The sequence below is a fragment of the Duganella callida genome, from assembly GCF_004614165.1.
Lineage (GTDB): Bacteria > Pseudomonadota > Gammaproteobacteria > Burkholderiales > Burkholderiaceae_D > Rugamonas > Rugamonas callida.
This window is the reverse complement of sequence record NZ_SPVG01000173.1, coordinates 1-22,652: the sequence shown is the minus strand read 5'-3', so window position 1 is coordinate 22,652 and position 22,652 is coordinate 1. Positions and strand designations below refer to the sequence as shown.

Sequence of the window (22,652 nt, the reverse complement as noted above, 5' to 3'; positions counted from 1 at the left end):
CAGCACTGTATTTCTTACCCTCCTCGGTGGCCAGCCGGCCACCTTGCGGTACTCATCGGGCTGGAACCATGCCCATCGGCAGTCTTTCACCTGTTTTCCCTTAAAGCATCCACCCCATCCGGTTTTGGCGCTGCCGTCCGCCCGGCCGCGCGTCATTCCCATGGGCGGATTCCTCCAGATTCTTTTCGATTGAGATCCTGATGCCACTGCCAAAAATACCAAGTAAGCCAGCGACTATACTGTTGGCAAAAGATTACCCCCAGGCGAGCGGCCCGCGCCCGGCGCCCGCCCTTGCGGCGGTAGCCGATATTGCGCCGGACACCGTCCCCCCTGCCCCAGCGCCGAAGAAAGCGGCGACCGTTAAGGCTGTACCCGTCAAGAAACCGGCAGCCAAGAAAGCTGCCGCCGCTGTGCTGGAAGCCGCGCCGGCGATCCTGCAAGCCGCCGCCGAGGCGGTCGAAGCGAAGAAGCCCGCGACCCGTGGCAAGGTCACGCCGATCACGGCGGAAGGCCCGCATCCGGCCAAGCACAAGCAAAACGAAGTCGCCATCAAGTCGTCCACCAGCCGCCACGCCGATCAGACCGGCACCACCAAGCTGTTCGTGCTGGACACCAACGTGCTGATGCACGATCCCTCGTCGCTGTTCCGCTTCGAGGAACACGACGTCTATCTGCCGATGATGACGCTGGAGGAGCTGGATAACCACAAGAAGGGCATGACCGAGGTGGCGCGCAACGCCCGCCAGGTGTCGCGCACGCTCGACGCGCTGGTCTCCAACACCGACGACGACGCCATCGAGAACGGCATCCCGCTGTCCAAGCTGGGCAACAAGGATGCCAAGGGCCGGCTGTACTTCCAGACGCGCCTGCAGAACGCCGACCTGCCGGTCGGTCTGCCGGCCGGCAAGGCCGACAACCAGATTCTGTCGGTGGTGCGTTCGCTGGAAGCGGACCAGCCGGGCCGTCCCATCGTGCTGGTGTCGAAAGACATCAACATGCGCATCAAGGCGCGCGCGCTGGGCCTGCCGGCCGAGGACTACTTCAACGACCACGTGCTGGAAGACACCGACCTGCTGTATTCGGGTATCGTCCAGCTGCCGGACGACTTCTGGACCAAACACGGCAAGGATCTGGAGTCGTGGCAGGAGAACAAGAACGGCCAGAGCGCCACGTTCTACCGCGTCACCGGCCCGTTCGTGCCGTCGCTGCTGGTCAACCAGTTCGTGTTCCTGGAACCGAAAAATGGCGAAGCGCCGTTCTATGGCCAGGTCAAGCAGATCAACGGCAAGACCGCCGTGATGCAAACCCTGCGCGACTTCAGCCACAACAAGAACAACGTCTGGGGCGTCACCGCGCGCAACCGCGAGCAGAACTTCGCGCTCAACCTGCTGATGAATCCGGAATGCGATTTCGTCACCCTGCTCGGCCAGGCCGGCACCGGCAAGACCCTGCTGGCCCTGGCGGCGGGTCTGGCGCAGGTGCTGGAGACCAAGCTCTACAACGAAATCATCGTCACCCGCGTGACGGTGCCGGTCGGTGAAGACATCGGCTTCCTGCCGGGCACCGAGGAAGAGAAGATGTCGCCGTGGATGGGCGCCTTCGACGACAACCTCGAAGTGCTCAACAAGTCCGATTCGGACGGCGGCGAATGGGGCCGCGCGGCGACCCAGGACCTGATCCGTTCGCGCATCAAGATCAAATCGCTGAACTTCATGCGCGGCCGCACCTTCGTCAACAAGTTCCTGATCATCGACGAGGCGCAGAACCTGACGCCGAAGCAGGTCAAGACCCTGGTGACGCGCGCCGGTCCGGGCACCAAGATCATCTGCCTGGGCAATATCGCGCAGATCGACACGCCGTACCTGACCGAGGGTTCCAGCGGCCTGACCTACGTGGTTGACCGTTTCAAGGGCTGGTCGCACAGCGGCCACGTCACCCTGGCGCGCGGCGAACGCTCGCGCCTGGCGGACCACGCCAGCGAAGTGCTGTAAGCCTGCCCTCGATCGCACCAAGCCCCGCCCGCAGCAATGCCGGCGGGGCTTTTTCATTGCAGGGACTTGCACTATCGCATAGTGCAGATGGCGCGCAGCCATACACTGAAAGGATGCCCGACACCGTCGCCACCTGCCGTTATGATTTGCCGTGGAAAGCCGCGCTGACGCACGCGCTGCGCGCCTTCCTGGACTTCTTTTTTCCGGAGCGCGGCAAACAGATCGATTGGACCAAGCGGCCACGCTTTCGCGACAAGGAATTGGCGGGCATCAGCTTCGGCGGCACGCCAGATGGCATGGTGGCGGACAAACTGGTCGAGGTCTGCCTGCGCGATGGCAGCCTGCATTGGGTGCTGATTCACATCGAAGTCCAGGCGCAACGCGACACCAGCCTGGCGCGACGCATACTCGATTATAACTACCGCATCTTCACAGAATATGCCCAGCCGGTCGCCAACTTCGTCGTCCTGGCTGACGAAGATCTCCACTGGCGTCCACGCGCATTCCACAACGAAGTGTTGGGCACCGTCATGGGCATTTCTTTCGTTACCGCCAAATTAATCGATTATGCGGAAAAGGCCGATGAACTCCAGGCCTCGCATAACCCGTTTGCCTGGCTGACGCTGGCCCACCTGCGCGCCCAGCAAGCGCGGCATCAGCCAGATCAGTTGTACGCCGCCAAGTGGCAGCTGACCAAACTCCTGTACCAGCATGGGTGGGGCAAACAGCGGATAATTGTTTTGTTCAAAGTGATCAACTGGATGATGGCCTTGCCAGACTCGTATCAGCAGCGTTACTGGCAGGCTGTTCTCGATTTGGAAAAGGAGCGCAACGTGGACTGGATTACCCCGTTGGAACAGTCATTTATGGACAAAGGCCGTGAACAAGGAATCAAGCAAGGTCGGGAGCAAGGTCTGGAAAGCGGCAAACAGCTCGGCCGTAAAGAGGAAGCGTTGACGCTATTGGAGCGGCAGCTCACTCGGCGTTTTGGAGAACTGCCTTCGATTGCCCGAACCAAGCTGACCAAGGCCAGCCTGGCCGAGCTCGAGGCCTGGTGCGACGCCCTGCCCGAAGCGGCATCGCTGGAGACATTGCTGAAATAGCCCCTGCAGCTAATCATGCACTGCCAGCCGCAGAGTTCGTTGGTCTCAAGCCCGCTTGCCGTGCCGGCGCCGACGCGCCGCCCCTGCGACCACGCCCAGGCCGCCGAGCAGCATCGCGTATGTCTCCGGCTCTGGCACGGCGGCGGTCAGCTGCAGCGTGTTGGCGCTGAAGTTCTGGAACGCCGCGCCATTGGCCGAGAACTGCACCTGCTGACCGCCATCGCAGCAGTTTTCCAACCCGTAGACGGTCAAGGTGTGATTGCCAGCCGACAGCGCCTGACTATTGATCGTGAACACGCCGCCAGTGTTCACATAATCATGTGCCCACCACATGTCGTTGCTGTTGTTCAGCGCTACCGCCTGACCATCGAGGAACACGGCGCCGCCATTGCCGAAATCGACACCGGCGCGGAAGGCGTAGCTGCCGGCTGCCTGCAGACCAAAGTTAATCGTGGACTTGAAAGCGATGTTGGCGGGACTGGCGCCGAACAGCGACTGGTTGGAGACAATGTCGTAACTCGTCAACACCGCCGAACCGTAGGGCGACGCCGCCACCGCCGCGTCGACGACATCGCGGTAGGCCGCCGCGGATACCTGCACGCCGGCGCTGGAGTAACCGGTCTGAATGGTGATGACGGCCGCATCGGCGCTGGCGAAGGTGGCGGCGGCAACAGCAAAAGCTGCGAGTCTGGTGATTGGCATGGGGATCCCCGTAAAGTGAATGGTAAGAGCGTTGCGCTTTGACCAGGTACGGGGATAAGGGACCATGGCGGAAGGAAATTCCTTCGAGATATTTTAGATGCCGTTAAGCATGTTCTAAATATTATCGGAGGCAATATACGATGTCAATTGTCAAAACTGCCGACTAGCCGATCAAAAATGCCGTACGAAATCGCTTGAAACCGGCGGCAACCTGTATAACACTAAACACCCAAGTCATTGATTTTGCCCGTGTTTCGCACGACCGCAAAGGTATAGACATCATGGACATCCCTATTCTGATCCAGAAGACGGTAGGCGTCAGGAAATTATATGGCGTCACGGTGCCCGACATTCCCGGCTGTGTGACAACAGGCGAAACAGTAGACAAAGCCATGAGCAACGCCACCAAGGCCATCTATGGCCATGTCGGCCAGCTGGTCGAACAAGGCAAGGCGTTCGAAATCAAACCATCGCAGCTGGAAACGCTGTCGCAGGAACCCGACTACGCGGGCGGCATCTGGGCGCTGGTCAGCCTGGACCTGGCGCGCCTCGACGATCCGCCCGCCGACTGACGCAGTTGCTGAAAATCCTTGACCTTCCCACGACGGGAAGGATTACAGTGTAGCCATCGTCACTGTTCAAGGAGTATGCGATGTATCAGCTACAGGTAGAAAACATGAGCTGCGGCCATTGTGTGGGTGCGGTCACCAAGGCCGTGCAGGGGGTCGACGCGGCGGCCAAAGTCGAGATCGACCTGGCCACCAGGTCGATGAAGATCGCCAGCTCGGCGCCGCTGGCGCCGCTGCAGGCGGCAATCGTGGATGCCGGTTATCCGGTCACCAGCGCCAGCTGATCACTTTTCCAGTTCGGGATAGTGGCGGAAGATGCAGCTTTCATTGTGCGGAATCCGCCGCTTCGATTGCAGGTAGGCGGCGATATTCGGCCGCTGCGACACCTTGACGTATAAGGCCATCAGACCCGGCCAGGTCGGCGCCAGCTTGTCCATGGTCTTCGGGAAGGCGTAGCGCAGACCGTCGACCAATTGGAACAGCGACAGGTCCACGTACGACAGCCGCGAACCCACCGCGTAGCCGCCGCGCCCCGGATTGTGCTGGATGACGCCCTCAAAATAATCGAGAAACTTGGGAATGCGGTGCGCGCGGAAGTCCCTGGCACGCGCCCTGGCTTCCTTCTTCTGGTCCTCGTAATAATCGTTGGTCGAAATCGGATGGTGGGTATCGTGCGCCTCCACCACGATGTCGGCGATGGTCAGCTGCAGCTGGTTGGCCCACAGGCGTCCCGCCTCCGCACGCGGCGCCAGGCCGTGCCGCGCACCGAGGAACAGCAGGATATTCGCCGTCTGCCCGATCAGCAGGTCGCCGGCGCGCAGCACCGGCGGCGCGAACGAGGGATGATCGACCTTGTCCGCATCCAGGCTGGCCATCAGCGCCGGCATGCCCTTCTTCTGCCGCGCCACATCCTGGTACGGAATGCCGGCCTCCTCCAGCGCCAGCCGCACGAATTCGCCGCGGCCCTGCAGACCGTCCCAGTAATATAGTTGGTATGGAGTCGTCATCGGCCCATGGTAGCACCACCGCCCACGCCACGCCGCCCGCTAGAACGCCGTCTTCAGCGTCAGCCGGAAGCTGCGGCGCTCGGCCGGATGGGTGTGGATGTCCTGCACCCCTTCGGCCGGCTCGCCCGGCAGTCGCGACGCGTAATAGTAGTCCACGTCACTGACCTGGCGGTCGAACAGGTTGAACGCGTCCAGTTGCACCGTCCAGCGGCGCTTGAACTTGTAGCCCAGGCGCGCGTAAGCGATCGCGGTGGTGGCCGAGCGCTGGCTGTTATCTTCGATCAGCGGACGCGGTCCGAAATAGCGCATCTGGAACGCCGCCGACCATGGCCCCAGATCGCTGATGGTGGCGCCGAACGATGCGACCTTGCCGATCGCCCCCGGGATGTAATCTCCCGCCGCATCATGCTCGGTGTAGTGGCCCCGCGAGTACGCCAGATCGAGGTCGAACAGCAGCCATGACGCAGCGATGTAGTGGTTGTTCCACTCGATGCCGGAACGGTAGCTGCCGCGGCTCGCCGAAGTGTCGCCGGCATCGCCGGAGAACACCAGCTCCGATGCAGAACGCAGCTGCCACAGGGCGGCCGAGCTTTGCAGGCCGGGGATGATCTCGCTGCGCACGCCCAGCTCCGCTCCGCGCGTCTTCACCAGCGGCGTCACCGGATCGACGGGTTCGCGTTCCTTCGGCGCCAGGTGCACGGTGGTGCCGCGCGCATCATTGCTGTGAAAGCCCTCGCCATAATTGATGAAGAACTCCGTCTTGTCCCACGGGCCGAGCACCACCGAGATTTTCGGCGACGTGGTGCCGGCATCGACCTTGCCCGAGTTCTCAGCGATATTGCTGGCGACGTCGAAGCGGTAACGGTCGTAACGCAGGCCCGCCGTGGTACGCAGCCAGTCGCGCCACTGCACGGTGTTCTCCAGATAGGCCGCGATACTGCCCTCCTTGACCTGCGACTGGGTGATGTTGTGCAGCGTCTGCTGGTTGCGCGTGGCGTCGAGTGCCAGTGGCGAGATATCGTCGTAACGCCCCTGCACGCCGGCCTTGTTGCTGACATCGAAACTGCCCCAGCGGCTGAACCAGGTGTTCGCCACATCGAAACCACCGATGCGGCGCTTCTCGGTCTGGCGCGCCTGGTCGCCGTTCACCGGATCGTCAAGAAAGTAAGTGAAGTCGTTGTACAGCGTCAGGCTCGATTGGACCACGTAGGCGTTCGCCTGCAGCAGCTGTTCGCTGCTGCGCCGGCGCATGGTGGCAGACAGGCTGTAACGCGCCGTCGCGCCGCCGTCGCTGGGATCAATGACGCCGTAAGGATCGAGCCCGCCCGCCTGCACCGCGCGCAGCGGAATCTGGTTGCTCGCATACCAGGCGCCCTTGTAAAACATGCCGGTGACGCTGAACTGATCGTCGCTGGCGCCCTGCGCGTAGCGCAGCACGCCCAGGCTTTTATGAAAGGCTTCCGGCTCCAGCCAGGGTCCGTTGTTGTGCCCCAGCTCCGCGCCGTATACCAGATTGCCCGCTCCCAGCGCGGTGGAGCCGGTGACCACGGAACGGATGTACTGGTTTTCGCCGACGGTCACGCTGGCGGTGTTTTCTCTCAGCCGGTTCGCCAGCGTCATGTGCGCCGCGCCGGCGGAGGCGAAGTCGCCTTCGTCGGCGTAGTACGGGCCTTTCTTGTAGTTGATGCGGTCCACCAGTTCCGGGATCAGGAAATTCAGATCGGTGTAACCCTGGCCGTGTGCGTGAGTGCGCATATTGACCGGCATGCCATCGACGAAAGTCGCAAAGTCGGTGCCGTGATCCAGGTTGAAGCCGCGCAGGAAGTACTGATTGGCCTTGCCGTCGCCGCTGTGCTGGGTGACGATCACGCCCGGCACAAACTCCAGCAGTTCACCGGGACGCAGCGCCGGCCGATTGGCGATCAATTCGGCCGTCACCGCGCCCTGGCTGGCGGCGCCGGAAGTGCCGACGCCATTGTCGTAATGGCCGCGCACCTCGACCGTGTCGGTGACGTCGGTGTCGCCGGCATGGACAGTCAACGGCAAAGCGACAGCCAGCGCCACGATAGATTGTTGAATCATACGAAGTCTTTCAATTTACGGAGTTTGTTGCGACGGCCGATGTAGCCGATACCAACCAGCGCCGCGGCCAGCGCCAGCAGTGCCAGCGTGCCGACGGTCTTCTGCACTGGCGTGAGATTGGTCAGGGTTTCCATTTCAAAGCCGCTGACCTTGGCGTCCGCTTCGGGTTTGGCTTGCAGCGCCGGCTTGGGCTTGGCCGGAACGGACGGCGGCGCACTTGCCTGCACGGGCGGCTGCATCTCCTGCTCCTGCGCCTTGGCCTGCAATGCCTGCAGCTCGGCGGCCGCGTTCTGCATTGCCGCCTGCGGCGACGGCGCCGCACCGCCCGGACGCGCGGCCGCGACAGCGCCACGCACGACGGCGGCATTGGTGCCGGCATTGGGTGCAAAGTCGGCATTGAATTGCGGCGCGATTTTCAGCGTCGCCTTGCTGCACGAATCCGCGCTGCACGACACTCCGGCATCCCTGATCGCCTGCGCATTCATCTGCGTCAGCTTGTTGCGGACCGCGTCTGACGGCTTCCAGTAACCGCGCTCGATGGCGCTCAGCATGCGGTCCGTCACAGCCTGGAAGGCGCGCAGGTTGCCCGCATTGGCGAAACGCTCGCGCACCTTGAGGCCATGGCGGTCTTCCACATACGTGTCGTACATGCGCTGCCACTTGCCGCCATCGACCACCTCCGGCACCGTGACCTGCCAGGCCCACAAATAGTCGACCACGCGGTTGATGTAGCGCGCGCCGGAATAACCTTCCTTCAGCATGCTGTCGGCCCAGCGCGGATTCAGGTATCGCTCCTGCATCTCCTGCCCCATGTACATCTCCAGCGACTTGTGGCTGGCGCGGCGCGGATTCGACAGGTCGCTGACCATCACCTCGGGCGTCTTGCCGTCCACGCTGCGGATCGCCATCGCGGTGCCGCCCAGGTACTGGAAGAAGTCATCGTTATCCAGCGTCGCGAACAGGTTGCTGGACCGGCTGTGCAGCGCGATCTGGCTGCCGGACAGCGCCTGCCTGAACAACTCGCGGCGCTGTTCGGGCGTGGCCTTGTCATCGCCCCAGTATCCCGCGCCGAACGGATGGCTCATGCGGTTGATGAAAACATCCGCCACTTCCTTCTCGTTCCGCCAGGCGTTGGTAAGCGGGATCAGCTTCTCGATCTGGGTACCGTAGGCGCCGCTCGGCAGGCCGAAGATCCGCACCGACGCCATGCGCTGCGCTTCCTCGGCCGGGATGCCGCGCTGGAGCAGCGCCGCCGCCACCTTGCCGCTGTGCTGCCGCAACACGTTGCCGCCGTCATCGTCCTGCTTCTGCGCCAGCTGCGCCGCCTGATCCATCAGCGTCAACAGATTCGGGAACAGATCGCGGAACAGGCCGGACGACACCAGCGTCACATCCACCCGCGGACGGCCCAGCTGCTGGCGCGGGATAGGCTCGACGCCGGTCACGCGGCCACGCTCATCCCACGTCGGACGGACGCCCATCAGCGACATGGCCTGCGCCTCCATCACGCCTTCGTGGCGCGAGGTCTCCACGCCCCACAGGTTCATGCTGAGTTTTTCAGGATAAGCGCCGTGGCGCCTGCGGTAATCGTCCACCAGCTGCTGCGCCAGTTTCGCGCCCGCCTCGTAAGTGGTCTTGCTCGGAATCCGCGACGGATCGAGACCGAAGAAATTACGGCCGGTCGGCAGCGCGTTCGGGTTGCGCACCAGATCCGCGCTCACGCCGGTCGGGATGTAGCGGCCGGACAGCGCCTGCATCAGCCGGTCCAGCTCCAGCTGCGCGCTTTGTTCGATATCGGCGTCCAGCTGCGCGATACGTTTGGCTTTCTGCTCAGGCGTGGCGGCCGTATCCAGACTGACCACGGCGCGCGCGGTGGCGTTGCGCTGTTCCGCGTCCGGCGCCACGCCGAAGGTGTGCAGGCCGAATGGCGTCAGGCGGTTGCCGGTGTCGTCGAGGTATTCCTCCAGTCCTTCCATATCGGCCTCGGTTTTCAGCTCGGCCTTTTTCATGTCCTTGAGGACGCCGCTGCGCGCCGCCAGACGGTTGATCGCCTTCAGATGGCTGGCCGCCAGCAGCGGGCTTTTCTGCTCGGCGACGCGGTAGTCGTTCAGCAACGCGCCCAGTTCGCGCAGGTCGGGATTCAGGCCGGCCACATCGAACGGTGGCGTCATGTGATCGATGATGGTGGCCATGCCGCGGCGCTTGGCCTGTATGCCCTCGCCCACATCGTCCATCACATACGGATAAATGTTGGGCATGGCGCCGATCAGCGCCTCGGTCGGATCGCTGGCGGACAGGCCGGCCTCCTTACCGGTCAGCCATTCCTGCGTGCCGTGGGTACCGATATGCATCACCGCATCGGCATTGAAGTCCTTCTGCAACCAGAGATAAAACGCGATGTATTCGTGCGATGGCGGCATGCTCACCTCATTGTGCAGCTTCTCCAGGTTCTGCTCCCAGGCGCGGCCCGGCTGCGGCGCCATCAGCACATTGCCGTAGCGGCGCGCCGGGTAGACGAAGAATGCCTCTCCCTTCGCATTGCGCCACAGGACAGGCGCATTTTCAGGCTTGCCCCACGACTGTTCGATCGACGCGCGCAGCGGCTGCGGCAGCCCGGCGAACCACTGCTGATAGGCCGACAGCGGCACCAGCAAAGCCTGACCGCTCTCCGCCAGATGCTTGAGGCCCGCGTTGTAATCTCCCTTCGACTTGCCGGGGTAGTTGCCCCACTTCTGAATCTCGCCCTGCAGTTCTGGCCCGGACGGCGGCAGCGCGTCGCCGGTCTGATAGCCATCGCGCTTCAGCCGCTGGACGATCTGCCACAGGCTTTCGGGCAGCACGTTCAGATAAGCCGCGCCGATGGTCTCCGAACCATGCGGATAATTAAAGTAGATCATGGCGACGCGCTTGTTGCCGTTGGCCGCGTGGCGCAGCTTGAGCCAGGCCGCCACGCGTTCGTTGAGGCGTTCGATGCGCTCGGGGATGGGAGTCTCCTCCACGTAGGCCAGGCCGGTCTGCGCGTCGCTGATGCGTTCACGGCTGGCCACCACCGTCGGCTGGATCAGGCCTGCGGCTTCGGCACCGGCGAGTTGCCAGGTGCGTTCGATGATATCAAGGCCGATTTTCGATTCCCGCCATTGCGCCAGCGTCTGTTGGCTCAGCGTGATGGCATTGATCGCCGGGACGCCGATCTGGTCCAGCAGCGTGCCGACACTGGCGGTGCCGCCGACCTTCATGCCCAGGGCGACGATCAGATCCACGCGGCTTTTGCCACCGTCGTCGATCAGCAGCTTCAGAGGCACTTCGTAGGGATAGCCGAACAGCGGCGCCACGTTGTAGCCGCTTGCTTCCAGCCGGTCGGTGATCGCCGCCAGCGGCAAGGTCTGTCCCGCCACCAGGCTGGCGCGATAGAACGGCACCGCGATCCATGGCGCACCGACCTTGTGATGGGCGTAGCCGCGCACATAATCGTCGAAGCTGCCGACGGTGCGGTTGGCCTGCACGTCATACAGGCCGGCTTCCGGCATCGCATGCACCGGCGCCACACTTATCCTGGAGCCGAAGCTGTTACGCAAAATGTAGCGAAGCATATTGCCGACGTTTTCCACGCCGCCTTCGCTGTGATAGGACTGGATGTTCTTATCGTCGCGCACGCCGAGTTCGCGCAGATTATCGTCCATGGCGCCGCCGACGGCGAACACCGGCCTGCGCGCCTTCTGCAGTGCCTCCAGCTCCGAGGTCAGCCCAACCATCGCCTGCCGGCCCTTGACGTTGATGACCGCGACGTCGGCGGCGGCAAGGGCAGCGCGGTCCGCCGGCGTCAAGCCATTGACCGGAATGATGCGTATGGCGACATTCAACTCCTTCAGCTCCGACTGCAGGCCGCGCACCGCCAGCACGGCGGGACGCGACTCCACATCGCCCAGCATCAGCGCCAGCGTGCGCGGCGCCTGCGCCGAGTGCACGTAACCGCCCATGCACAGCGACAGCAGCAACAGCAATACCGCGATCAGCTGATTATTCCGGTACATAGATCACCTTCCCGTCCGGCAGCTGGTAGGCCGTGCCCAGGCGCTTGCCCGAGCCGGACAACTGCTTATCGCTGGACTTGCTGACCTTGATCTCCGAACCCTTCTTGGTCAGCACCTCGACGTGGCCATCGGCCGATTTTTTGGCGATGGTGACTTCCGAATTCGGGTCCAGCAGATCCATCATGTTCCAGGCCGAGAACAGCGCCAGCATCATCGCCACGATGAACACGATGCTGGCGTCGAACAGATTGGCCACGCCGGACAGGGGATCGTCGCCATGTTCGCCGATGCGGCTGAAGCGGTGTTTATTCAGATAGCGCATCTCAAGCCTCCGCGCGCACCAGATGCGGCCTGGCGCCGTGCGACGCCAGCAGCGATTCGGCCTGATAGGCGATCTCGGTCAGATCGCTGCGCAACCAGTGCTCACGCACCAGCGTCAATACGTAGGCGGTGACTGAGCAGGCCAGACCGACCACGGTGGCGGTGAACGCGGTGGTCATCGACTCCGCCATCTTCGGCAGATTGCCCTGCGCCAGACCGGCCAGCGAAATACCCATCGGGATCAGGGTGCCCATCAGGCCCAGCGCGGGACCGACGCGCACCACGAAGCGCACGCCGTCGAGGCGGCGCACACCGGCGGTATCGGCGCGCTGCACCACGCGTTCCAGGCGCGCATCCAGCGGCGGATCACCTTCCTGCGCGGTCAGCGCAGCGTTCATTTCTTGCCTGGCGGTGGCAACCAGCATGCGCACGCCGCGGCGGCGCTCCAGCCACTCGGCGCCGAAGGTGCCGAAGCAGAGCAGCATATGCAGCACCAGTGCGGCGATGCCGAGCAATACCGGCAGATACATGACATTGGAAATGGAATACAGCAGCGTTTCAAGCGAATGAATGGCGGCATCGGTCGGCAGAGTAGGCATGTGGGGATCCCGGAAAAGCAGCGCGCAACGGCGCACGGGCGCATGCGGCGCTGAATAAAAGCATAGAAAATGTCAGGACGGCAGAAGCAAACCGCTCACCTCCCCGTGAGCGGAATGAACAGAAGCGCACGAGGCGCTTCCACCTGTTTGGCCGGTATCCGGGCTGGCAAGCAGACCCGCCTGACCTTCCCATGCACGAGGCACAGTGGCGTAGCGAAGCGGGTAGTCGTGTGTGAGACGACGCTTGTTGACCGTTGCGGGGGCAGCACAGGTTGGCCGATATGGCTTCCTGTTTCCCGTTTAACTGCGCCTCCAGACGAAAGCGCGAGCACCAAAACGTGGCGCGATTATACGCGATTCCGGGGTCAGGTCTTCCATTGCGTCACGGGCTCTTCCGTAGCGGCCGCTACGGAAGAGCCCGTGACGCAATGGAAGACCTGACCCCGGATTTAGACCCCGGATCTAGTCGGCGAGGCTTTGCAGGATGGGGCAGTCGGGTCGATGGTCGCCGTGGCAGCAGCTGGCCAGCGTGTGCAGGGTGTCGCGCATTTCGGTCAGCTCGGCGATGCGCTGGTTCAGTTCCGCGACGTGGCCCAGCGCGATGGTCTTGACGTCGGCACTGGCGCGCTCCTTGTTCTGCCACAGCGACAGCAACCCGCGGATCTGCTCCAGCGAGAAGCCCAGCAAACGCGCGCGCTTGATGAAGCGCAGGTTGTGCAGGTCGTTTTCGCCATAGATGCGGTAGCCGGCGTCGGTACGGCGGCCCGGCGGGATCAGGTGAATGCTTTCGTAGTAGCGGATCATCTTGGCCGAGACGCCGCTGGCGGCCGCCGCTTGTCCGATGTTCATGCTGGCTCCTTGGGCTGCCAGCGGCGCAGCAGCAGGGCGTTGCTGATCACGCTGACGGAGCTGAGCGCCATCGCGCCGCCCGCCACCATGGGGTTCAGCAGCCCGAAGACCGCCAGCGGGATGCCGATCAGGTTGTAGATGAAGGCCCAGAACAGGTTCTGGCGGATTTTGTTGTAACTGCGGCGCGAGATGTCGATCGCCGCCGCCACCAGCGCCGGATCGCCACGCATCAGGGTGATGCCGGCGGCGTGCATGGCGACGTCGGTGCCGCTCGACATGGCGATGCCGACGTCGGCCGCCGCCAGCGCCGGCGCGTCGTTGATGCCGTCGCCGACCATGGCGATGCAGCTCTGCGGGGTCCTCAGCGCGGCGATGGTGCTGGCTTTGTCGGCCGGCAGCATGTTGGCAATGACGCGTTGAACTCCCAGCTCGCGGCCGACGGCGTCGGCGCTGCCCTGATTGTCGCCGGTGAGCAGGATGGTGTCGATGCCGAGGGCGTGCAGCGCTTGCACGGCCTGGCGCGACTGCGGCTTGGCGCGGTCGGCGAAGGCCAGCAGGCCAAGCACTCCGGCGCCGCCCGGCGCGGCGAGCCAAGAGACGGTGTGGCCTTCACGCTCGAGCACATCGGCGCGTTCGGACAGCGCGGACAGCGCGACGCCCTGCTCCCGCATCAGGCGTGTGTTGCCGAGCACCAGTCGCTCGCCATCCACCGTCGCCACCACGCCGCGCCCAGGCAAGGCTGTCACGTCCGATGCGGCCAGGGGGGCGCCCGCGCCGGTCGCGCTGTGGGTGCCGGCGGCGGCTTGCTGGACCGCACGCGCCAGGGCGTGTTCGCTGCCGCGCTGGATGGCTGCCGCCAGTTGCAGCAGGCGCGCCTCAGTCACGCCCGGTGCGGGCGCCAGCACCGCCAGCGACGGCTGACCTGCCGTCAGCGTGCCGGTCTTGTCGAAGGCGACGGTGGTGATGCGGTGCGCCAGTTCCAGCGCTTCCGCATCCTTGATCAGAATGCCGTGGCGCGCGGCGACGCCGGTGCCGGCCATGATGGCGGCCGGCGTCGCCAGACCAAGCGCGCACGGGCAGGCGATCACCAGCACCGCCACCGCATTGATGATGGCCCGCTCGGCATCGCCGCCGATCAGCCACCAGCCCGCGAACGTCAGCAGCGCGATCGCCAGCACCACCGGCACGAAGATGGCGCTGACGCGGTCGACCAGGTGCTGCACCGGCGCCTTGGCCGCCTGCGCGTCCTCCACCAGCCGGATGATGCGCGCCAGAGTGCTTTCGGCGCCGACGGCGGTCACACGCACCACCAGCAGCCCTTCACCGTTGATGGCGCCGCCGGTGACGCGGTCGCCGGGGTGGCGGGCGACGGGCAGGCTCTCGCCGGTGATCAGCGCCTCATCGACATGGCTGCCGCCCTCCGCCACCACGCCGTCCGCGGCGATGCGCTCGCCGGGACGCACGACGATCAGATCGCCCACCCGCACCTCGCCGATAGCAAGGTCGGTATCCTGGCCATCGCGCCGCACGCGCGCCGATTCGGGCCGCAGCGTCTGCAGCGCGCGGATCGCCTCCGCCGTCTGGCGCTTGGCGCGCGCCTCCAGCCATTTACCCAGCAGGACCAGCGTGACGACGACGGCCGACGCTTCAAAATACAGATGCGGCATGGCGCCGCCCGCGAACAGCTGATAGAGACTCAGGAAATAGGCGGCGCTGGTACCCAACGCCACCAGCAGGTCCATATTGCCGCTGCGCGCACGGACCGCCAGCCAGCCGGCGCGATAAAACCGCGCGCCCAGCCAGAACTGCACCGGCGTCGCCAACAGAAGCTGCATGCGGCCGTCCGGCATCCAGTGAACGCCGGCCAGCTCCAGCAGCATGGGCAATATCAACGGAAGGGAAAACAGCGCCGCCAGGATCACTGCGACGCCGCCGCCGGGTGCCGGCGAAACGCGCGCTGGCGCGGCTGATGGCGACGTGGGCGCCAGCACAGGCTCCGGCAGCGAGGCCGCGTAGCCGGCCTTGTCGACGGCCTGCTTGAGCAAGGCGAAGTCCAGTGGCCGGGCCGATTCCACCCGCGCCATCTCGGTTGCCAGATTGACACTGACTTTATCGACGCCGGGCACGGCCGCCAACACCCGCTCCACCCTGCCCACGCAGGAGGCGCAGCTCATGCCGTCGATTTTGATTGCTTGCTGATTCATGATGGGACACCTGATGTGGTCTGTCTAACCGACAGCATCAAGTATCCCACGATTGGAAGGTCAAGGGTTTTTAGCGGACTTCGCAATCGACCGCGTTGGACTTGGGCGGGGCCGCGCCGGCACTGCCGGGCTGGCTGCTGTTGAACACCGGCGGTGGCGCGAACTGCAGGCCCGGGTTTTGCGGCACGACGATGGGCGGCACCGTCGGGTTGGGCGTGAAGCCGAACTGCCCGGCGGAGAAGTTGAGATTGCCGCCACTGTTGTTGAGGTTGATCATGCCGTCCAGCACCTGCACGTACAGACCGGGTGCCATGACCGCCGGCCGCACCGGCAACGGTCCCTGGGCCAGCATCAGCGGCTGCATGGGCGCGGCCAGCGGGTCCAGCGACGCGGTGCTGGCCATCCAGTAAGCTTCGCGCGCGGCCACGGCCTGCGCCGTCGGTTCCACCCATTCCGCGATGAAGGTGGTGCCGCGGATGCCGATCGTGGCGCTCGGCGTCTTCAGGGCGAATTTCTCCTTGTTGCGTTTGCCCAGCAGGCCGGTCACCGAGCGCAAGCCGCCCTTGACCAGGTTGAACGAGGCATTGTCACCGCCCGGATTGGCGGCATCGTAGCTGAAGTTCTCGACCTTGAAGGTGGTCGACGGCTTCAACGTGATTTCGCTGTTGTCGATGAATTTCACCATGGCGTAGGTGGTTTTCTCGGTCACCAGCGTGTCGCCGCTTTCCACTTCGGATTTCAGCGAGAGGATGCGCATGCCGCCGTCCGCCTTCCTGGCCATCAGCGGCCCGCTCAGCTGGACGATGGTGCCGGCCACCTGCGCGGCCCAACTCACGCTGGCCAGGCAGAACAGGGCCAGCGTCAACAGCGCCTTAATTGCAGTACATTTTTTTAACGGGATCATTTTTGGTTCCAATCTTTTCCTGGGATGCGTCTGCCGTTTTTTCGGACTTGGCGTCGTCCGGCGTGGACGACGGACTCGATCCACCGGAGCTGCTGCCGCCGCTGCCCGACGTGCCGCCTTTTTTGTCGTTCAGCAACGAATCCTGCTGATCGAGCACCGGATTGTTGCCGGCCAGCGTTTTGATCACTTCGGTCGACGCCTGTTGCACCGGCTTGCTGGGCTCGCTCGCGGTCGGCGGCGACAGCACCTGACACAGCGCCGAATTGGGTGCGATGGTGCAGATGTCGGCCGATGGCGGCGGCGTTGGTACCGGCGTTGGCGTCGGCGTTGGCACTGGTGTCGGGGTCGGCACAGGCGTTGGCGTCGGCACTGGTGTCGGTGTCGGGGTCGGAGTCGGCACAGGCGTTGGTGTTGGCGTCGGCACTGGTGTCGGCGTCGGCACTGGTGTCGGCGTCGGCGTTGGTGTCGGCGTCGGCGTTGGCGTTGGCACAGGCGTTGGCACAGGCACTGGTGTCGGCGTTGGCGTTGGCGTTGGCGTTGGCGTTGGCGTTGGCGTTGGCGTCGGCGTTGGCGGCTGCTGGTAAGTCGGCACAACCGCGCCATGGGCGTCCGTCACTGTTCCGCCCGAGTTGACATACGTGGTGGCCGTCACCGACACGCTGCCGCTGGCCGAGTTCACGGTCGCGCCGCTGCCGATGGTAATGGTATTGCTCGGATCATAGCTGCTGCCGGCCGCCAGCGTGATATTGCCGGACACCGAAGTCACCGACCCATTGATCACCAGGGGGCTGTGCGTCTGTAACGTGATCGAACCGGACGACGTCTGCACGCCATTCGGCGCCAGATCGGCAATCGTCATGCCACCGGTATTATCGATGATGATCGCCCCGCCATTGCCCGCGCCGGCCTGCTGCACCTTATGCACGGTCAGCACCGACGAGTGCACATCGTTATTATGGTTAGAGATATTGATCGCCGCCGTACCGCTGCTGGCCGTATTCACTGCCGTCAGCTCGGATACCTTGGTGATCAGCGCATTGGCGCCGCCGATGCCGCCGGTCGTGGTCAGACTCAGCGCATCGGCCGTGATCGTGCCGCCGCTCAGCGCGCCATTCACATTCAGCGCTACATTGCCGACGCTGCTGATGCCGTCGACGTTGAACGCCGTGCCGCCATCCAGCTTGGCGATGGTCAGGTTGGCGCCGTCGGTCAGGCTCAGATTGCTGCTGCTGCCGGTCTGCGCCACCGCCAGATTGCTGATGGCGTTACCACTGTTATCCAGCGCAATGCTGCCGCTGCTCTGCACCGCCAGATCGCGCACATTGACCGCGCCGGTCTGCAGGATGCCGCCGTTGCTGTTGAGCAGACCGATGCGCGTGGTGCCCACGTCGCGGCTGGTGGCCGAGGTACCGCCGCTGCTGATGCCGTTGATGGTGATCGTTCCCACCTTCAGTCCGGCATCGGTCGAGCCAAACGCCACCGTCGGCGCATGCAGACGGTAGATATTGCTGACCGCCAGGCAGCTGGCGCCGCAGGACGACGCGCCGCCCAGCACCATGCTGTAATTATTGCTGTACGGATGAACCTGGGCGATGGCGGACGTCAGCTCCGCCCCCAGCGTCAGCGCATCCGCGCCGATTTCAAACATCCCGGCGCTGCCGGCGGCATTCACCGCCACCGTCGAACCGGCCAGCCTGACCTTCTGCGTCTTGCCGTCGATCGCCTGGGCCACCGTCAGTGTGCCGCCGGAGCGGATATCGGCCTGACCGCCGCTGTAGTCGCCGCTCAGCGTCAGCCCATTCAGGGTCAGGTCGGCGGCGTTATTGAACACCAGCGACCCGACGCCGGTCGCGGACAGCGCGCCGACGTGGTTGCTGCCCGCCAGGCTGACGGCGCCGCGGTTCTCCACCGTCAGACCGGCGGCGGCGATATTGCCCGCGGTCTGAGTGACGTTGCCGTTGCCGCCTAGCGTCACCTCCTCGGCGTTGATGCCGCCATCCAGCGTCATCTTGTCGCCAACCAGATAGACCGCGCCGGCCTGCAGATTGGCGTTGGCGCCCGTGCTCAGCGTGCCGGTACCGTCGACGCTTGCATACAGCGCACTCGCACCGCGCAAACCGTGGTTGAGCGTGATGTTGCCGCCGCTTTCCAGCGTCAGATTGCCGACACTCAGGTCAAGATCACCAGCGCTGGCGATATCGCCGACGCCGCTATGACCGATGACCAGGTTGCCAGCCGTAACCGACTGCAAGCCGCCAGCGCTCAAGCCCAGCGTGCCGGCCGACGCGCCGCCCAGCGTGATCCCGCGTCCCGCCGTGTAGGGCGCGAACGACACGGTGGAATTGTCCGTTCCCACCGCACCAAAGCTGCCGATACTGCCACGGCCATTGTTCAGATTCATGTTATCGGCATAGAACGACAACACGCCGGAGCCGTCGGCGGCCGTGCTCACCCTGCCGCCCGTGCCCACAGTGATATAGCCGTCCGCCACGTTGGCGATCGCATCCATACTGCCGCCGCCGAGCTGGCCACGCAGATCGATCACACCGTTGATGGTGAGGTAACTGCCCATCATCTTCAGGTCGCTGCCGTTGGTGCTGATGGTTGCGCCCTCCACGGCCGCGACCGAGACGCCGCCGATGCCGCTGGCGCTGCCGCTACTGTTGTCGTTGGCCAGCAGCGTCACGCCGCCCGCCATCGTGATCGCCCGGTTGACCTTGATATCGTTGCCGGCGCGCGCCGTCAGGCTGACGCCCATGCCGTTATTGATGGCGTAATTGAAATTGATGTCGTGATCGGCCTGCAACACGATGTCGGCATCGGCGTTATTCAGCGTGAAGGCGCCGATATAGCTGGTGTCGCCGTCCGCCGCGCCGCCGTCCGAATTCACCGTCAGATTGTAGGGATCGAGCAGCCAGCTGCCGGTCTTGCCCCGAGTCGCACCGGTGCTGACGCGCGCGCCATCCACGCTCAGCGCATGGCCCGAGGTTTCCACCACGCCGCCATTACCGCCGGCCGCGCCGCCACGCGCCGACAGGGTGCCCAGCATGGCGGTGGCGTCCTGGCTCCAGACCACCACCTTGCCGCCGTTGCCGTTGGCCAGCGCATCGGCGCGGATCACCGCATCCCTGCCGACCTCGGTACGGCCGGCGTTCATCACCGCCGCATTTTTGCCTTGGTAATCGCCGCCCACCAGCACCTGGCCGCCGCCGGCCGCGCCGCTGGCGTCCACCACCGCATCGCCGGTGACGCTGACCTGCGCGCCCAGCAGGCGGATGTCGCCGCCGGTGTTCAAATTGGCGCCGGTGGCGGTGGTCACGCTGCCCGCCTCCACCAGCGTGCTGCCGCTGGCCTTGAGCACAATCTTGCCGTTCTCGCCGCGCAGCGCGCTGTTGGCGTTGATCACGCCGCGCTGATTGACCAGCGCGCCATACACGCCGACGCGGCCGCCCTGGGCCACGATGCTGCCGAGGTTGAGCGCCCGGTCGGCCGGCGCCGACACCACCACCTGCACATTCGGATCGGCCGAGTCGAACAGCTGCACCGTGCGGCCGGCCGCCAGTACGACGTCACCGTTCGGCGCCGAGATCACGCCGCTATTCTCCACCGCAGGCGCCACCAGGAAGATCTGGCCACCGGACGGCGTGGTGATGCTGCCCTGATTGCTGACCTTGCCGGCCGCCGCGCCCGTCGCGAAATTGTCCTTACCGGCCAGGAAATCGGCATTGGTCAGATTCAGGCTGGACGCCACCAATCCGCCCACATCGACGCGCGCGCCGGCGCCGAACACGATGCCGTTGGGGTTGATCAGGAAGACCTTGCCGTTCGATTGCAGCGCGCCCAGGATCTGGCTGGGATCCTGGCCAGTGATGCGGTTCAGCACCTTGCTGTCCGCGCTTTGCTGAATGAAGCGGGTGATCTCGCCCGGCGCGATCGAGAAGCTGCGCCAGTCGATAATCGTGTTGGGCGTATTGGTAATGGTGTACAGGCTGCCCTGCTGATTGAAGGTCGCCATGCCGTGCACCACGGTCGGCGAGACCGGGCTGGCTTGCGCCGTGCTGAAAGCGGCCGCCACGACAACGGCCAGGGCTTTGCGACGCAGTTTGAAGGAAGTATGCGGGTTCATGGTGATATCAGTAAGCGAGGCCCAGGCGCACGTGCAGGCGGTTGGCGTTGTCGCGGGTGGTCGCGCCGGCGCGCAGCGTGTGGCCGTAGTCCAGTTGCAGATTGGCGTAGGTGGAGAGCACCAGACGCGCGCCGACACCGGCGCTGGCGATGGTCATGCTGTCGATCTCGCCGGCCAGCCCCTTGTTGCGGCTGAGGTAGGCGGCGTCGTAAAAGCCCAGCAGGCGGCAATTCCAGTTGGCGCGCTTGCACAGGTTGGGCGTGTAGGCTTCCAGGTTGACGCTGGCGCCGGAATCGTTGGAGACTTCGCGTTCGATGTAGCCGCGCACCGAGGTGGCGCCGCCGGCGCCGAACTGCTCGCCGGGGATCAGCGCATCGTTGCTGTACTGGGCGTTGACGATGGCGCGCACCTGCCATTCGTTGGTGAACGCGCGCGTCACGCTGCCGGCCAGGCGCAGGATGGTGTAGTCGGCCCTGGCGCCGATGCGGGCGCCGGTGAAGGCGCGCTGGTCGCCATTGGCGCCGCCCGACACGTTGCGCAACAGGGTCAGCTGACCGCCGGCCTCGCCCAGCGGTATCGGCAGCGTGCCCTGATACGCGATGCTGAGCGGATGCACGGTGACATCGTTGCCCAGCTCGGTGCCTTCGAACTGCACGCTGTTCTTGAAGGCTTTCACATCGACGCCGTACGACAGCCGCGATTCCAGCTCGCCGCGCTTGGCCAGCGCCTGGTTGTAGCGCGCGCCATACACCGCGCCCTTGCCGCTCACGGCCAGGTTCAGCGAACCGGCCGCCACGGTGCCGGAATCGACGTTGGAATAGCTCGCATAGAAGTCCAGCGAGTCGCCCGACGCGTACAGCGGGATGTGGTAGCCGGCGCCATACACCTTCACGCGGCCCGGTTCCTCTGCCGAGGTGGTGTACTGCAGCGAGGCCAGATGGTCGCGGTTGAACAGGTTGGCGTTTTGCAGGATCACGCCGACGTGGGTCTTGCCGGTGGCGTCGGTGCCGGTGTTGTCGGCGTTGGCCATCACCTTCCACGGCGATTCGTCTTTCACGTCCAGCACGGCGTCGACCTCGTCGTCCTTCTCGCCGCTTTGCAGCTTCATGGTCACTTGTTTGGCCGGGCTCTCGTTGCCTTGCTTGAGGTTGGCCGATACCGCCTGCAGGTTGGGCGAGCGGCCCTCCTGCAACGCGGGCAGGCTGCGGCGGATGTTGGCTTCGTCGAAGTACTGGTTGTTCTTGACCGAGACGCGGCCGACTTTCGTTTCCACCACGCGCAGCGTCACCACGCCACCGTTCAGTTCCTGTTCCGGCAATTCGATGGTGACCACGTTGTAGCCGCGTTCGTGATAAGCGGCCTCCAGCGCTTCCAGCGCGCGCTGGACATCGCCGAAGTCGCGCTGCTTGCCGCTGTATTTGCCGACGATGGCGTCGATCTGCGCCGGCGGCAGCAGGGTGTTGCCGGTGACTTCGAAGCGGGAAATTTCGAAACGGAGGGCGCCGTCATCGGTGGCGTCCGCAGCGTGAGCCGTGGCGACGGCGGCGGCAAGAACGGAACCTGCAAGCAGGCGCGTGAAGCTGTATCTCATGTTCTGGACTCTGGTTCCGGACGGTGTGCAACCGTCCATTATATTTGTTGCGATCTTACAAGATCAATCTGTCCGCGATGCTAGCATAGCAAGATGACACAGCGGCGATTTTTCCCCGGATATCGCGATTGTTGATGCTCGCTTTAGTTGCAATACATTTTCTTGATCTGTTCTTTGTTACCGGCCACGCTGGATCTGGGATTGCTGTCCAGATTCTTCTCATCGGGCACCTTGTCGTCGACTGCGCTGCTGCCGCCGCCCGCTGAAGCTCCGTTCGCCTGTGCCACGCGCGTGTCCGGCAAGGCCGGCGCGCCCGACTGCGTGGGGCCAGCCGAATTGTTGATCAGGTTGACCGTGGAGTTGATCGCCTGCACTACCGGCTGATTGGCCTGGGTCTGCTGGGCCGCAGCCGCATCGGCGGCAGCCTTGGCTGCTGCGGCGGCAGCTTCGGCAGCCGCTTTGGCCGCAGTCTCCGCAGCGGCTTTGGCGGCAGCATCCGCGGCAGCCTGGGCTGCGGCGTCAGCGGCGCGCTGAGCGGCGTAGGCATCGGCAGCCAGATCAATCTGGCCGGGC

General features: G+C 64.5%; 16 protein-coding genes and 1 riboswitch. Of the genes, 4 read left to right on the top strand and 12 right to left on the bottom strand.

The window, feature by feature from the left end:
- The first annotated feature begins 200 nt into the window (after positions 1-200).
- Positions 201-1,991 (top strand): PhoH family protein, encoded by a 1,791-nt coding sequence (locus E4L98_RS16710; RefSeq protein WP_135202681.1) that lies wholly within the window; start codon positions 201-203, stop codon positions 1,989-1,991.
- A 113-nt stretch (positions 1,992-2,104) separates the two neighbouring features.
- Positions 2,105-3,094 carry a DUF4351 domain-containing protein gene (locus E4L98_RS16705; RefSeq protein ID WP_135202680.1) on the top strand — a complete coding sequence of 330 codons (990 nt, stop codon included), beginning with the start codon at positions 2,105-2,107 and terminating at the stop codon, positions 3,092-3,094.
- Between the two features lie 45 nt (positions 3,095-3,139).
- On the opposite strand, the gene E4L98_RS16700 is transcribed toward E4L98_RS16705, so the two are convergent.
- Positions 3,140-3,796, bottom strand: coding sequence for a CCXG family PEP-CTERM protein (locus tag E4L98_RS16700; protein ID WP_135202679.1), 657 nt, complete (start codon positions 3,794-3,796; stop codon positions 3,140-3,142).
- A 281-nt stretch (positions 3,797-4,077) separates the two neighbouring features.
- On the opposite strand from E4L98_RS16700, the gene E4L98_RS16695 reads away from it, so the two are divergent.
- Together E4L98_RS16695 and E4L98_RS16690 are read left to right on the top strand one after the other, a co-directional pair.
- Positions 4,078-4,368, top strand: a complete 291-nt coding sequence (locus E4L98_RS16695; RefSeq protein WP_135202678.1) for a type II toxin-antitoxin system HicB family antitoxin — start codon at positions 4,078-4,080, stop codon at positions 4,366-4,368.
- Positions 4,369-4,448: 80 nt separating this feature from the next.
- Positions 4,449-4,649 carry a heavy-metal-associated domain-containing protein gene (locus tag E4L98_RS16690; protein WP_135202677.1) on the top strand — a complete coding sequence of 67 codons (201 nt, stop codon included), beginning with the start codon at positions 4,449-4,451 and terminating at the stop codon, positions 4,647-4,649.
- On the opposite strand, the gene E4L98_RS16685 is transcribed toward E4L98_RS16690, so the two are convergent.
- From E4L98_RS16685 to E4L98_RS30075, 11 genes are all read right to left on the bottom strand, one after another.
- Positions 4,650-5,372 (bottom strand): glutathione S-transferase, encoded by a 723-nt coding sequence (locus tag E4L98_RS16685; protein WP_135202676.1) that lies wholly within the window; start codon positions 5,370-5,372, stop codon positions 4,650-4,652.
- A 39-nt stretch (positions 5,373-5,411) separates the two neighbouring features.
- Entirely contained in the window at positions 5,412-7,454 is a 2,043-nt protein-coding gene (locus tag E4L98_RS16680) for a TonB-dependent receptor (RefSeq protein WP_135202675.1), read from the bottom strand.
- Entirely contained in the window at positions 7,451-11,485 is a 4,035-nt protein-coding gene (locus E4L98_RS16675; RefSeq protein WP_135202674.1) for a cobaltochelatase subunit CobN, read from the bottom strand. The genes E4L98_RS16680 and E4L98_RS16675 overlap by 4 nt, the downstream gene beginning before the upstream one ends.
- A complete protein-coding gene (locus tag E4L98_RS16670) occupies positions 11,472-11,807 on the bottom strand; it encodes a DUF2149 domain-containing protein (RefSeq protein ID WP_135202673.1) in 336 nt (111 codons plus the stop codon). Before E4L98_RS16670 ends, E4L98_RS16675 begins: the two co-directional genes overlap by 14 nt.
- Position 11,808: 1 nt before the next feature.
- Complete coding sequence (locus E4L98_RS16665; protein WP_135202672.1) at positions 11,809-12,405, bottom strand: MotA/TolQ/ExbB proton channel family protein; 597 nt, start codon at positions 12,403-12,405, stop codon at positions 11,809-11,811.
- 132 nt (positions 12,406-12,537) lie between these two features.
- Positions 12,538-12,755, bottom strand: a riboswitch (cobalamin riboswitch).
- A gap of 112 nt (positions 12,756-12,867) precedes the next feature.
- Complete coding sequence (gene cueR, locus E4L98_RS16660; RefSeq protein ID WP_135202671.1) at positions 12,868-13,254, bottom strand: Cu(I)-responsive transcriptional regulator; 387 nt, start codon at positions 13,252-13,254, stop codon at positions 12,868-12,870.
- On the bottom strand, positions 13,251-15,458 hold the full coding sequence (locus tag E4L98_RS16655) for a heavy metal translocating P-type ATPase (RefSeq protein ID WP_229257423.1): 2,208 nt from the start codon (positions 15,456-15,458) through the stop codon (positions 13,251-13,253). Before E4L98_RS16655 ends, cueR begins: the two co-directional genes overlap by 4 nt.
- Positions 15,459-15,528: 70 nt before the next feature.
- Positions 15,529-16,323, bottom strand: coding sequence for a FecR family protein (locus tag E4L98_RS16650; protein WP_229257422.1), 795 nt, complete (start codon positions 16,321-16,323; stop codon positions 15,529-15,531).
- A 7-nt stretch (positions 16,324-16,330) separates the two neighbouring features.
- Positions 16,331-20,488: a beta strand repeat-containing protein gene (locus E4L98_RS30740; RefSeq protein WP_229257421.1), complete on the bottom strand. Its 4,158-nt coding sequence runs from the start codon at positions 20,486-20,488 to the stop codon at positions 16,331-16,333.
- Positions 20,489-20,495: 7 nt separating this feature from the next.
- Positions 20,496-22,079, bottom strand: a complete 1,584-nt coding sequence (locus tag E4L98_RS16630; protein ID WP_135202669.1) for a ShlB/FhaC/HecB family hemolysin secretion/activation protein — start codon at positions 22,077-22,079, stop codon at positions 20,496-20,498.
- A gap of 143 nt (positions 22,080-22,222) precedes the next feature.
- Positions 22,223-22,652: hypothetical protein (locus E4L98_RS30075; protein WP_371857240.1), on the bottom strand; the 430-nt coding region annotated here is incomplete at its 5' end.

Excerpts from the sequence above, each read along its gene's own strand:
- E4L98_RS16680 (WP_135202675.1), bottom strand. The coding sequence starts at position 7,454 with ATGATTCAACAATCTATCGTGGCGCTGGCTGTCGCTTTGCCGTTGACT.
- E4L98_RS16670 (WP_135202673.1), bottom strand. The coding sequence starts at position 11,807 with ATGCGCTATCTGAATAAACACCGCTTCAGCCGCATCGGCGAACATGGC.
- E4L98_RS16685 (WP_135202676.1), bottom strand. The coding sequence starts at position 5,372 with ATGACGACTCCATACCAACTATATTACTGGGACGGTCTGCAGGGCCGC.
- E4L98_RS30740 (WP_229257421.1), bottom strand. The coding sequence starts at position 20,488 with ATGAACCCGCATACTTCCTTCAAACTGCGTCGCAAAGCCCTGGCCGTT.
- E4L98_RS16655 (WP_229257423.1), bottom strand. The coding sequence starts at position 15,458 with ATGAATCAGCAAGCAATCAAAATCGACGGCATGAGCTGCGCCTCCTGC.
- E4L98_RS16710 (WP_135202681.1), top strand. The coding sequence starts at position 201 with ATGCCACTGCCAAAAATACCAAGTAAGCCAGCGACTATACTGTTGGCA.
- E4L98_RS16695 (WP_135202678.1), top strand. The coding sequence starts at position 4,078 with ATGGACATCCCTATTCTGATCCAGAAGACGGTAGGCGTCAGGAAATTA.
- E4L98_RS16630 (WP_135202669.1), bottom strand. The coding sequence starts at position 22,079 with ATGAGATACAGCTTCACGCGCCTGCTTGCAGGTTCCGTTCTTGCCGCC.
- E4L98_RS16675 (WP_135202674.1), bottom strand. The coding sequence starts at position 11,485 with ATGTACCGGAATAATCAGCTGATCGCGGTATTGCTGTTGCTGCTGTCG.
- E4L98_RS16665 (WP_135202672.1), bottom strand. The coding sequence starts at position 12,405 with ATGCCTACTCTGCCGACCGATGCCGCCATTCATTCGCTTGAAACGCTG.
- E4L98_RS16700 (WP_135202679.1), bottom strand. The coding sequence starts at position 3,796 with ATGCCAATCACCAGACTCGCAGCTTTTGCTGTTGCCGCCGCCACCTTC.
- E4L98_RS16690 (WP_135202677.1), top strand. The coding sequence starts at position 4,449 with ATGTATCAGCTACAGGTAGAAAACATGAGCTGCGGCCATTGTGTGGGT.
- E4L98_RS16705 (WP_135202680.1), top strand. The coding sequence starts at position 2,105 with ATGCCCGACACCGTCGCCACCTGCCGTTATGATTTGCCGTGGAAAGCC.
- cueR (WP_135202671.1), bottom strand. The coding sequence starts at position 13,254 with ATGAACATCGGACAAGCGGCGGCCGCCAGCGGCGTCTCGGCCAAGATG.